The organism is Candidatus Liberibacter americanus str. Sao Paulo (assembly GCF_000496595.1).
GTDB lineage: Bacteria > Pseudomonadota > Alphaproteobacteria > Rhizobiales > Rhizobiaceae > Liberibacter > Liberibacter americanus.
The window spans coordinates 208,694-221,055 of the sequence record NC_022793.1; the positions used below are offsets into that span (position 1 = coordinate 208,694).

The following is a 12,362-nucleotide window of genomic DNA, read 5'->3' on the forward strand; positions in this document are numbered from 1 at the left end:
TTGATATATTAGTTTAATATGAGTAGAGTTTGTAATTATATAACGAGATTGATTCATGTAATCTTCTCCACTTGGAGATAAGGGCTTATGACCAATAATAAAGATAGTAATACCTCAAACGTGGAAGAAAAGAAAACTTTGACCCTTAGAACTCCGTCTTCGAGTATTAATCATTCTATTGTTCAGAAGAATAAAGGTCGTCCTAGGTCTGTTGTGGTGGAGACGCGTAAGCGTCGTTCTTATGTTCAGGGCGGTGAAAAGATTTCTGTTGTGCGAAAGAGTTCTAGAATTATAGATTGCAATACTGGTAATTTTCCAGATTTAGTGCAGCAAGATAAGTCTAAGAGAAGAGCAGAAGCGTTGCCTTGTGATAGAAAATTGGGTCCTAAGAAAGCTGAATCTTCCTTTGGAGATCTTTCTCAAGGAGAAATAGATAGTCGTCGTCGTGCTCTTCTTGAGGCGCAGGTTCGTGATATTGAAGAAGCAAAAATCAAATTAGAAAAGCAGGCTCAAGAAGAGATGATGGCTCTTGATGCTAAATCTGATCAAAGCTTCGATCAGATTCTGAGTTCTAATAAAGAAGCTGATGATGTACAGTCAGATATAATTATAGAAAATGAAGTGTCATCGTCGCTTGATATTAGCGGCATGAAGCCTTCTTATGATAAAGAGCCTTATAAAGAGGTTCGTGAAAGAAGTAGAAAAACTGAGGATGGCTTGCCTGCTAGTCGTGGGAAGTCTAGATTTACTGAAGGGAAAAGTTCTTCAGTTAATTCTTTAAAGGCGGCTCCTCGTAGTAAGACAGATAGTGATGAGAAAAAGTATAAAAAACTTAAAATTATATCTGTTGATAATGATGATGGAGCTGAGAGATTAAGGGGAAGGTCTCTAGCTGCTATTCGTCGTCGAAAAGAAAAATTTCGTAGGAGTCAACATCAGGGAAGGCGTGAGAAAGTTTCTCGTGAGATTGTTATTTCTGAAACTATTACTATACAAGAATTATCTCAGCGTATGTCAGAGCGATCAACGGATGTGATAAAGTTTTTGATGAAAGAAGGGCAAACGCTGAAGCCTGAAGACGTTATTGATGCTGATCTTTCTGAAATAATAGCTAACGAATTTGGTCATGTTGTGAAGCGTGTCTTAGATTCTGATGTTGAGTTGGGGGTTTTTGATGTTAATGATGATGAGGATAATTTAGATAGTCGTCCTCCTGTTGTAACAGTGATGGGTCATGTTAATCATGGCAAGACGTCTCTTCTTGATGCAATACGTAATTCTAATGTTTTAAAAGGTGAGTTTGGTAGCATAACTCAGCATATAGGTGCGTATCAAGTTGATTATAAAGGGGAAAAAATTACTTTTATTGATACTCCGGGACATGCTGCTTTTTATTCAATGCGTGCCCGTGGGACTCGTATTACGGATATTGCTATTATCGTTTTGGCGGCTGATGAAGATATACAGCCTCAGGCTATTGAATCAATCAACCATGCTAAGTCTGCGGGAGTTTCGATTATTATTGCTTTTAATAAGATAGATAAATCTAGTGCTGATATACAAAAGCTTCGTGTTGAATTACTTAAGCATGATGTATTTGTTGAGAGTATGGGTGGGGAGATACTTGACGTTGAAATTTCTGCCAAGAAAAATTTAAACTTAGATAAATTGCTAGACTCTGTTCTTTTGCAGGCTGAAATTCTTGGATTAAAAGCAAATGTAAATCGTAAAGCTGAAGGATCTGTAATTGAAGGTAGGCTGGATCGAGGTAGAGGATCTGTGGTTACTGTTTTGGTGCAAAAAGGAAGATTGCAGGTGTCCGATATTATTGTTATTGGTGACTACTGGGGAAAGGTAAGATCGCTATTTAATGATAAAGGTAAAAGTGTTAAAGAGGCTTTGCCATCTATGCCAGTTGAGATTCTTGGACTTCAGGGAGTGCCTATGGCTGGTGATAAATTTGGTGTTGTTGAAACTGAAAGTCGTGCTAGAGAAATTTCACAATATAGGAAGCGTTTGACCAGAAATAAGTCTATTTCTCTTAAGTCAGGATCTCGTTGTTCGTTAGAAAAATTTTTGAATAATTCTATCACGTCATTGGAATCAAAGAAATTATCTTTGATTATAAAAGGAGATGTGCAGGGTTCAGTTGAGGCTATAGTAAATTCATTAGAGGAATTAGGAACGTCTGAAGTTTGTGTTTCGGTTGTTAGCTCTGGTGCTGGAGCGATAAATGAAACTGATGTATCTTTGGCTAAGGCATCTGATGCTATTATTTTTGGATTTAATGTTCGATCAAGCTCTCAGGCTAGAGATCTAGCTGCAAAAAATGGGGTTAAGATTATTAACTGTAAAATTATTTATGATCTTATTGATGGAGTTAAGGAGCATATGTCAAATCTTCTTCCTCCAGAGGTGCGAGAGACGTTTTTGGGTAGAGCTGAAGTATTAGAAGTGTTTTCGGTTACTAAATTAGGGAATGTAGCTGGCTGTAAAGTTATTGAAGGAAAGGTTGAAAGAGGCGCCGGTATTCGTATTTTGCGCAAAGAAGATGTTGTTTATAATGGAAAGATGAACACTCTTAAGCGTTTTAAAGATGAGGTTTCTGAAGTTGAGGCAGGACAGGATTGTGGTATTGCTTTTGAAAAATATGATAATATACAAGTTGGTGATTTGATTGAGTGTTTTAGCGTAGAACATATTAAGCGTTCTCTTTGATTTTTTTTGTATGTGTTTTAAGTTTTTTGTTAAGGAAATTATTGTTATGAAAAGAAGGAGTTTAGAGCCTTCTAGGCGTGCTCTGCGTATTGGAGAAGAAGTTCGTTCCGTAATTATGAGGATTATCTTAAATCATGAATTTAAAGATGAATTTATAAATAGGGATATTATATCTATTTCAGAGGTTTGTATGTCGTCTGATTTGCAAATTGCGACGGTATATGTATCCTTGCCATCAGATGTTTCTCCTGATTCTGTGATATCTTCTTTAAATTGCAATAATAAGTTTATAAGGAGGCATGTTGCTAAGCATCTTAGAAATCTTAAGTATGTGCCAGATATTAGATTTCGTTATGATAAGTCGTTGCAAAATTATTGGAATATTGATAATTTACTGCGTTCGCCTAAGGTTATAAGTGATTTAGTTGTAAGCAATGTTTTATAGGATTATATTCAGATAAAAAGTGATTTAATAGTGTTTTAAATTATATCTTTTTACTATTTGCCGTATATTGTTTAGGTGAAGTATAAATTTTTATATTTTTGGTTTTGTATGTTTTTTAAGGGGGTATTTATGTCAATAACTTTAGAGCGTAAGAGGCAGCTTATAAAGGAATATGCTACAGTGGAAGGTGATACTGGTTCTCCTGAAGTACAGGTGTCTATTTTTACTGATAGAATAGCTAATCTCACAAATCACTTTAAAACTGCAAAAAAAGATGTAAATTCTAAAACAGGACTTAATAGATTAATTTCTTTAAGGAGTGGGCTTTTAAAGTATCTTAAAAGCAAAGATGTAGAGAGATATAAGAATTTGATTAAGAGATTAGGTCTTCGTCGATAATTTTTTATTTTTTCAGATGGTTAAATGAAATTATTTTATGCTATTTTCCCATGTTTTGATTTTTAGTAGAATTGGTGGCTATATTTGCTGACCATTCACATTTTTTTCTGCTTTCTTTGGGAAAGTGCTAATTTGGCTAGTTGTATTTATGGACTTGCCTTCTATCTTTGGTTAGGATTGTAAAATGTTTGATGTGCATACAGTTGAGATTGATTGGGCTGGGCGTCCTCTTAAATTAGAGAGCGGTAAGATTGCTCGACAGGCTGATGGTGCTGTATTGGCGACTTATGGAGAAACAGTTGTTTTGGCATCTGTGGTTTGTAGCCGATCGATCAAGGAATCTCAAGATTTCTTTCCTTTGACTGTTAATTATCAAGAGAGAACATATGCTGTTGGCAAAATTCCAGGAGGTTATTTAAAACGAGAATCCCGCCCTACTGAGAATGAAATATTGATTTCTCGTCTAATCGATCGTTCAATCAGGCCTTTGTTTCATAAAGATTATAAAAATGAAACGCAGGTAATTGTTAATGTTATGCAATATGATTTAGAAAATGATCCTCAAATTGTAGGTATGATAGCTGTTTCTGCAGCATTGATGTTGGCCGGATTGCCATTTAAAGGTCCTGTAGTTGGGGCGCAAGTAGATTATGTGAACAATAAATATGTTTTGAACCCTCGTTTTGATGAAGATGAAAAAGGATCTCTTGATCTTTTTGTCTCAGGAACTAGAGATGCTGTTCTTATGGTTGAATTAGAGGCTGACCAGTTGTCTGAGGATTTGGTAATTGATGCTATTATGTTTGGTCATTCTGAATCTCAATCTGTCATTGATGCTATTTCCAGGCTTGTTAAACTATGTGGAAAAGATCCTTTATCTGTTGAATATAAAGATTTATCGGAATTAAAAGAGAAGGCTATGGGTTTAATTGAATCGGATTTGCGAAAAGCTTGTTATGTTGTCGATAAATCTAATCGTCGTGATTTAATTGACGAGATTAATAACAAAGTTATTTCTCAATTTGAGGAAGAAGATCCTGATTGTGATAAAGAGGATATTCGTTCTATTTTAGATGATATAAAATATGATATAGTTAGAAAAGATATTCTTGCAAATAAATGTCGTATGGATGGTAGAGATCTTACAACGGTTCGTGAAATTAGTGCGGAAGTTGGCATTTTACAACGTACCCATGGTTCTGCGTTGTTTTCTAGGGGGGCTACTCAAGCTATAGTAGTAACCACTCTTGGAACAAAGGAAGATGAGCAATTTATAGACTCTTTGTCTGGCACTAAGAAAAATGATTTTATGATGCATTATAACTTCTTCCCTTTTTCTGTGGGAGAGGTAGGGCGTATTAGCTCTCTTAGCAGAAGAGAAATTGGTCATGGTATGCTGGCTAAACGTGCTATTCGCCCTGTTCTGCCAAAAACAGAAATTTTCCCTTATACACTGCGCATGGTTTCTGAAATAACTGAATCTAATGGTTCTTCTTCAATGGCAACGGTATGTGGTTCTTCTTTGTCCTTGATGGATGCAGGAGTTCCTATATTGAAGCCAGTTGCGGGAATAGCTATGGGGCTTATAAAAGAAGATGATCGATTTGTCATTTTATCTGACATATCTGGAGATGAAGATCATCTTGGAGATATGGATTTTAAAATTGCAGGAACAGATTCTGGTATTACTGCTATGCAAATGGATATGAAGATTGAAGGAATTTCTAAAGATATTATGGTTATTGCCTTGCAGCAGGCAAAAGAGGGACGTCTTCATATCCTAGCTGAAATGTCTAAAGTTATGTCTGAAAGCCGTTTAAAATTAGGTGAATTTGCTCCTCGTATCGAAGTTATGATGATCGCTGTTGATAAGATTAGGGATGTTATTGGAACTGGTGGCAAAGTGATTCGTGACATAGTTGATAAAACAGGGGCAAAGATTAGTATAGAGGATGATGGTACTATTAAGATAGCCTCTACTTCTACGGAAGGCATAGAAGCTGCTCGTAAAAGAATTCGTCAGATTGTTGATGTTCCAGAAGTTAACAAGATTTATAAAGGAAAAGTTGTGAAAACAACAGATTTTGGCGCTTTTGTGAACTTTTTTGGTGCGCGAGATGGACTGGTGCATATATCGCAATTATCTTCAGAGAGGGTGGCAAAAACAAGTGATGTAGTTAAACAGGGTGATACAGTATGGGTTAAATTATTGGATTTTGATGATCGCGGTAAGATTAAATTATCTATGAAGGCTGTGGATCAAAAGACAGGAAAATTAATATCCTAAGGATTTAAAGCCATTCACTTATTAAGTTCTTTGTTATGTTTTTATATGTATATAATATAAAAAATCCAAAATATTGTATTTATTATGTTAATTAATCTTTTGTTTGCTAGTAGATTTATTGTTAATTTAGTTGAATGCCAGATTTATCTTTTTTCTAAATATATTTTGCATTATTATGCTTTTTTAGATTAGTTTTTTATTGTAAACACTATTTTTTTGCTACATTATGCATTATAAGATATATTATATTCTTATGGATTGTTTTTTGTATTATGAAATAAATTTTTTTCGATATTTTTGATATATGTTTTTTTCTTGTTACATAATGTCTTTTGCGAACTATAGTATATAGTTTGTATTTTGTTTATGTGAGAAGATTTAATTTTTTATAGTCGGTGCATGTGCCTTCCTGTATTTACCATGCTGTGCCATGTAATTGTGTAGGAAATAGTTAGCAAAAAAGGTTAGGGAGGGTGTTTATATGGATGATGATTCTACTGTTGATGGTTCTGAGAAGCTTCTCGAAATGACTGTTGATATAGTTTCTGCGTATATGGGGAACCATGTTGTTCCAATTACTGAAATTGGAAGTTTGATTTCAGATGTTTATTCTGTTCTTAGAGATACATCTTCGCAAGGATTTTGCAATGAACTTGTTGTGACTGAAAAACCTAAGCCGGCAGTGCCAATACGCAAATCTATAGAAGATGGTCGTTTATATTGTCTTGAGGATGGTATGAAGTTTAAGTCTTTGAAACGTCATTTAATGACACATCATAATATGACTCCTGAGGAGTATCGTATCAAATGGAATTTGGCAAGTGACTACCCTATGGTTTCTCGTGATTATGCTAATGCCCGCTCTAAATTGGCTAAAAATATGGGTTTGGGGCGTGGTCGTAGGAAACGTTAGATTATTATAAATTATAATTACATGTTAGATATTATTTTTGTTGTGTGATAAATAATTTTTATTCCATATTATTTTACGAGTTATGTTTTTTTAATATGAATATATTAGGAAGTTTTTATTTGTTTGTTTGCTGCAAACCATTTGTGAAGAAAATCTTCATATATGCACGTTAAAATATCCAAATCTGCGATAGGTACGTTTTCATCTATTTCGTGTATTGTTTTTGATACTAATCCGAATTCTATAACTGGACAATAGTCTTTTATGAAACGCGCGTCAGAAGATCCTCCGTTAGTTGATAGCTGTGGATTTTGTCCTGTTATATTATTTATGCTTTTAGCTAATAAATCTGATAGTTTTTTATTCTGTGTCAAAAAAGCTTGGGCTGAATTATCGATAAATTGCAAATTATATGATAATCCTGATGTATACTGGTCGTTACCTTGTATGGCTTTTTTAAGACGTTTGCTTACTTCTTCTTTTAATGTTTGTTCATTCCATATATTATTGAAACGTATATTAAAAGATATTTTTACTTCTGCTGGTATAACGTTTAACACGGGATTGCCCACGTCTATAGTTGTTATTTCAAGGTTTGTTGGAGGAAAATAGTCGTTTCCGCTATCAAAATCTACTCTTTTTAATTGTTCTAATAATGGTATAAGTCCTTTTATAGGATTATTAGCTTTGTGTTGATAGGCGACGTGTCCTTGTTTTCCATTAATAACTATATTGCCTGATAAACTTCCTCTACGACCAATTTTTATTGTGTCTCCAATTATATTGCTACAAGTTGGCTCCCCAAGTATGCAAGCATCCCAATTTTGGTTTTTTTTATCTGCCCAAGAAAGCATCTTTTTTGTTCCGTTTATTGCCGATCCTTCTTCGTCTCCTGTAATTAAGAGAGATATTGATCCGAAATTATCACATTTTGAAATAAAACGAGAAATAGCAGCTATAAAGCAAGATATGTTCCCCTTCATATCAACAGCTCCACGTCCATATAATCTGCCATCTGATATAGTAGCTGAAAATGGAGGATATTTCCATTTGCTTAATATTCCGGGTGGAACCACATCAACATGTCCAGCAAACATTAAATGGGGTTTGTTTATTCCAAATCTAGCATATAGATTATTAACAGCATATGTTTTTTCTGTTTGAAAAACTTTTTTTTCTACAGAAAAACCAAGAGGTTTTAAAATATTGATTAATACAGACATTGCTCCGTCGTCTTTAGGAGTAACCGACGCGCAGTTTATTAATTTAATAAGGTTTTGTATATAATCATTATAAAGCATTTAAATTTATCTTCAGTTAAACTATTAGTTGTCACGTAATAATGCATTTATGCTGGTTTTTGAACGTGTTTTATTGTCTACTTTTTTGATTATTACTGCACAGTAAAGGCTTGGAATGATTATGTCATTTTTTGAATTTTTGCTAGGATAACTTCCAGGTACTACTACGGAGTAGGGAGGCACTTCTCCATAAGTTACATTGCCTGTATCTCTATCTATAATTTTAGTAGATTTTCCAATAAAAACTCCCATTCCTATGACAGAACCTGTGCGAATTATGCATCCTTCAACAATTTCGGAACGAGCCCCAATAAAACAATTATCTTCTATGATTGTTGGAGATGCCTGCATTGGTTCAAGCACTCCACCAATTCCTACCCCACCAGAAATATGAACATTTCGCCCGATTTGAGCACATGATCCAATTGTTGCCCATGTATCTATCATGGTGCCTTCGCCAATGTAAGCGCCAACATTTATAAAAGATGGCATTAAAACAGTTTTAGGTGCTATATATGCTGAGTGACGAACAATAGCTCCTGGAACCGCTCTAAAGTTGTTCTGTTTAAATTCTTCAGATGTCCATTCATTAAATTTTGCAGGAACTTTATCCCACCACATTGAGTATCCATTGCCGCCTGTAATAATTTGTGATTGATTAATTTTAAACGATAATAGAATAGCTTTTTTTATCCATTGATTCGTTTTCCAATTATTGTTTTCATCGCATGATATAATTCTTATGACGCCTTTATCTAGAAGGTTTAATGTAGACAGGACTGCTTCTTCTACTTTATGTCTTTCAGAGTTATCTATAGAATCAAACTTGTCAAAAAAATCATTGATAATTTTTTCTAGGTTTGCTATGCAGTTCTTTCCGCTCATAAAAATTTCCCCTTGGTGTGCCTAGAGTAGATATTGTGTTTGTTTTTTAATTTATACAATATTTGATTTTTGATTTGTCGATAGTTCATTGCGGATCATTTTAGCATTAATCTCTAGCTTTTCTATAGATACTATTTTCTTTGGGGAGGTTGAATTTTCTTCTCCATTTTTGCAGGGAATAATATGAAAATGTAAATGTGGTATAGTTTGGCCTGCGGCATAGCCGTTTAATTGCATAATTTTAATTCCATCAGCCTGAAAGGCTTTTTTGCATGCTAATGCAATTTTTTGACAAACAATCATTATTTGATTTAGGTATTCTTTTGGAACATCAAAAATATCTTTTGTGGCACATTTTGGAATAACCAATACATGCCCTGGACATTCAGGCATAATATCCATTATAGCAATTGACATCTTATCTTCGTATACATAGCTTGCATTTAATTCTTTACGTATGATTTTCATAAATGTGTTTTGATTGTCATACTTTTCAGACATTTATAAATTCCTTTTTAAGCTGCATTCATTTATATGAAATCTGATGATTTTTTTCGTGAAGATTACATTCATGAGATGATAACATTTGATTTTATTTTTGCAATGACTGTTGGGGGGATGTTTTTCAGAATTATTATAAATAGTTATAATAAATTGACTTTTGTTTAAGTAATTTATTGAGAATTTTTGGTGATTGGCTTGATTTTATTGCAAGTCAAGTGTATCTCATATACTTATATTTCGCACGCAAGTTTATGGAGGGATCAAATCTGATATTTGATTTGATTTCTTTTCCGGTGGCGCTTTGTTTTTGCATTGTTGCTAACGTCTTGCGGAGGATAAACCGGATTTACAAGGATTTTTTTAAGTTATGGCACTTCCAGAATTTACAATGAAACAGCTCTTAGAGAGCGGTATTCAGTTTGGTCATAGAAAGTTTTTATGGAACCCAAAGATGAAGCCTTACATTTTTGGCGAGCGTAGCAAGATACATATAATAGATCTTTCACAGACCGTTCCTATGTTGAATAGAGCTTTACAAGCAGTCTCAGATACTGTTTCTCGAGGGGGGAGGGTTTTGTTCGTAGGCACTAAGCCTCAGGCCTCTGATTTGATAATGAAATCTGCCAAGCGTTCTGCTCAATATTATATTAATTCCAAGTGGCTTGGCGGTATGATGACTAATTGGAAGACGGTTTCTAATTCTATTCAGAGATTACGAGATCTAGATAAAACTATAAAAAATGATATCCATGTCTTTACTAAGAAAGAGCGTTTAAATATTGAACGTAAACGTGATAAACTTGAAAGAGCATTGGGTGGTATTCGTGATATGGGCGGATTGCCTGATCTGATGTTTATCGTTGATACGAATCGAGAAAAACTTGCTATTGAAGAAGCTCGTCGCTTGAAGATACCTATAGTTGCTGTGGTTGATACTAATAGTAACCCAGATTTTATAGATTATATTATCCCAGGTAATGATGATTCTTCTAGATCTATTGCGTTATTTTGTGATCTTATTGCTTCTGCGGCTATTGATGGTATTGCTAGACAACAAAGTGCCCTTGGTGGAGGAATGGATTTGCCGGCAGATTTGATTGTTGAGGATGAACCAAAAAGTGTTGTTGCTGAATAAAAGTTGGCTTCTATAAGTTTTTATGAAGGGGAATTTTTTTTTATGAGTGGAATATCTGCTATTAGAGTAAAAGAGTTACGTGATAGAACTGGCGCAGGTGTTATGGATTGTAAAAATGCTTTATCTGAGTCCAATAATGATTTAGATAAGGCTGCTGAGATTCTAGAAATAAAAGGAAAGTTAAAAGCGGCTGCTCGTTCTGGTAAGGATGTTTCTGATGGATTGATAGGGATATCCCATAGTGGCTATGAAAAAGCTGCTATTATAGAAGTTAATGTTGAAACTGAGAGCGTTGCACTTAGTGCTGAATTTCAAAATGTTGTTTATAAAATTGCTGATGTTGCGCTTTCCACTGATGGTACTGCAGAGAGTATATCATTGGCTCAATGCGATGATGGTATCAATGTAGAAGACAAAATTAAAAATTGTATATCGATTGTAGGTGAAAATATTAAATTAGGTAGGACGGGGATTTTGTCTGTTTCAGAGGGGGTTGTTTCTTCATATGTTCATTCTGCTGTTGCAAAGTCTTTGGGTAAAATAGGTGTGATAGTTGCACTGCGGTCTTCTGGAGATAAAGAAAAACTTTCTTTTATTGGAGAACAGATTGCAATGCATGTAGCAGCTTCTTCTCCTTTGGTAATTTCTGTTGAAAAGCTTGATCCTTCGATTGTTGCAAAAAGAAGGGCATATTATATGGAAGAAATTCGCGATTCTGACAAGTCATCTGATGTTATTGAAAAAATAGTAAATGGAAAGATGCAAAAGTTTTTTAAAGAAGTTGTGCTATTATCTCAGGATTTTGTTGTTGATCCGTCTAAGACTATATCTGTTTTTTTAAAAGAATCTGAAAAAGTTGTTGGTGCGCAGATTGAATTAGTTGATATGATACATTTTGTTTTAGGGAGCTAGATAAACCTATATAGTGTGGAAAGTTTTTGCTTACTATATTAATAGCGGTATTATTCTTTTAAAATTATATACGATTTTGCCTATGTATTTTTGTTTAAAAAATTAGTTAGAGATAGATAGTTGTCTGGTTTTAAATATAAACGTATTCTTTTAAAAGTTTCGGGGGAATCTCTTGCTGGTGGTTCATCATTTAGAATTGACTTAAAAGCAGTTGATAGAATATGTGCTGATATAGCTGAGGTCCATTCAAAGGGAGTTGAAATTGGTATTGTTATAGGCGGAGGGAATATATTTAGAGGATCGAAAGTTGTTGATGAATCTCTATCAATTGAACGTCCTACTGCTGATAATATTGGTATGTTATCTACTGTTATTAACTCTTTGGTTTTATGCTCTGCTTTGCGGAAAATTAATATTCCAACTAAGGTTTTGTCATCAATTTTTATGCCACAGATTTGTGAAGTTTTTTCATATCAGGCAGCGTTGTCATATATTGCGCAGGGTTGTGTTGTTGTTTTTTCAGGAGGAACTGGTAACTCTTTGCTTACTACTGATTCTGCGGCATCACTGCGTGCGATTGAGATAAAAGCTGATGTCATTTTAAAAGGAACTCAAGTTGATGGGGTTTATTCTAGCGATCCAATAAAAGATGATTCTGCTTTGAGGTTTGATAACTTGACTTATAATCAGGTTATAGAAAAAGAATTGAAGATTATGGACGCGACTTCTATAGTTATAGCGAGGGATAGCAATATACCTATAATTGTGTTTTCTATCCATTCTTCAGGGGGGATTTTAGGAGCTTTATCAGGATTATCAGGCAGTACTATTATATCTGGAGAATGATTTGAGGTAAAAGCAGA

11 protein-coding genes are annotated in these 12,362 nt (G+C 34.4%); 8 read left to right on the forward strand and 3 right to left on the reverse strand.

Annotated features, from left to right (window positions below; genetic code table 11):
- Positions 1–87: 87 nt before the first annotated feature.
- The 5 genes from infB to LAM_RS00875 all read left to right on the forward strand — a co-directional run bounded on the left by infB (position 88) and on the right by LAM_RS00875 (position 6,762).
- The gene (infB, locus tag LAM_RS00855; protein WP_007556746.1) at positions 88–2,718 is read left to right on the forward strand and encodes a translation initiation factor IF-2; all 2,631 of its coding nucleotides are present in this window, start codon (positions 88–90) and stop codon (positions 2,716–2,718) included.
- Between the two features lie 46 nt (positions 2,719–2,764).
- Entirely contained in the window at positions 2,765–3,163 is a 399-nt protein-coding gene (rbfA, locus tag LAM_RS00860; protein ID WP_007556745.1) for a 30S ribosome-binding factor RbfA, read from the forward strand.
- Positions 3,164–3,292: 129 nt separating this feature from the next.
- Positions 3,293–3,562, forward strand: coding sequence for a 30S ribosomal protein S15 (gene rpsO / locus LAM_RS00865; protein ID WP_007556744.1), 270 nt, complete (start codon positions 3,293–3,295; stop codon positions 3,560–3,562).
- 184 nt (positions 3,563–3,746) lie between these two features.
- Complete coding sequence (gene pnp, locus LAM_RS00870) at positions 3,747–5,849, forward strand: polyribonucleotide nucleotidyltransferase (protein WP_007556743.1); 2,103 nt, start codon at positions 3,747–3,749, stop codon at positions 5,847–5,849.
- Between the two features lie 481 nt (positions 5,850–6,330).
- Positions 6,331–6,762 carry a Ros/MucR family transcriptional regulator gene (locus LAM_RS00875; protein ID WP_007556741.1) on the forward strand — a complete coding sequence of 144 codons (432 nt, stop codon included), beginning with the start codon at positions 6,331–6,333 and terminating at the stop codon, positions 6,760–6,762.
- Positions 6,763–6,866: 104 nt separating this feature from the next.
- Here LAM_RS00875 and dapE read toward each other — a convergent pair whose 3' ends face one another.
- From dapE to LAM_RS00890, 3 genes are read right to left on the reverse strand one after another with little or no spacing between them, the layout of a single operon-like run.
- Complete coding sequence (dapE, locus tag LAM_RS00880) at positions 6,867–8,063, reverse strand: succinyl-diaminopimelate desuccinylase (RefSeq protein WP_007556740.1); 1,197 nt, start codon at positions 8,061–8,063, stop codon at positions 6,867–6,869.
- Between the two features lie 24 nt (positions 8,064–8,087).
- Positions 8,088–8,948, reverse strand: a complete 861-nt coding sequence (dapD, locus tag LAM_RS00885; RefSeq protein ID WP_007556739.1) for a 2,3,4,5-tetrahydropyridine-2,6-dicarboxylate N-succinyltransferase — start codon at positions 8,946–8,948, stop codon at positions 8,088–8,090.
- Between the two features lie 51 nt (positions 8,949–8,999).
- Positions 9,000–9,449 (reverse strand): HIT family protein, encoded by a 450-nt coding sequence (locus tag LAM_RS00890; protein ID WP_007556738.1) that lies wholly within the window; start codon positions 9,447–9,449, stop codon positions 9,000–9,002.
- Between the two features lie 370 nt (positions 9,450–9,819).
- Between LAM_RS00890 and rpsB the strand changes: the two genes are divergently transcribed.
- From rpsB to pyrH, 3 genes are all read left to right on the forward strand, one after another.
- A complete protein-coding gene (gene rpsB / locus LAM_RS00895; protein ID WP_007556737.1) occupies positions 9,820–10,587 on the forward strand; it encodes a 30S ribosomal protein S2 in 768 nt (255 codons plus the stop codon).
- A 42-nt stretch (positions 10,588–10,629) separates the two neighbouring features.
- A complete protein-coding gene (gene tsf / locus LAM_RS00900; protein ID WP_007556736.1) occupies positions 10,630–11,499 on the forward strand; it encodes a translation elongation factor Ts in 870 nt (289 codons plus the stop codon).
- Positions 11,500–11,619: 120 nt separating this feature from the next.
- Positions 11,620–12,345: a UMP kinase gene (gene pyrH, locus LAM_RS00905; RefSeq protein WP_007556735.1), complete on the forward strand. Its 726-nt coding sequence runs from the start codon at positions 11,620–11,622 to the stop codon at positions 12,343–12,345.
- Positions 12,346–12,362: the final 17 nt, after the last annotated feature.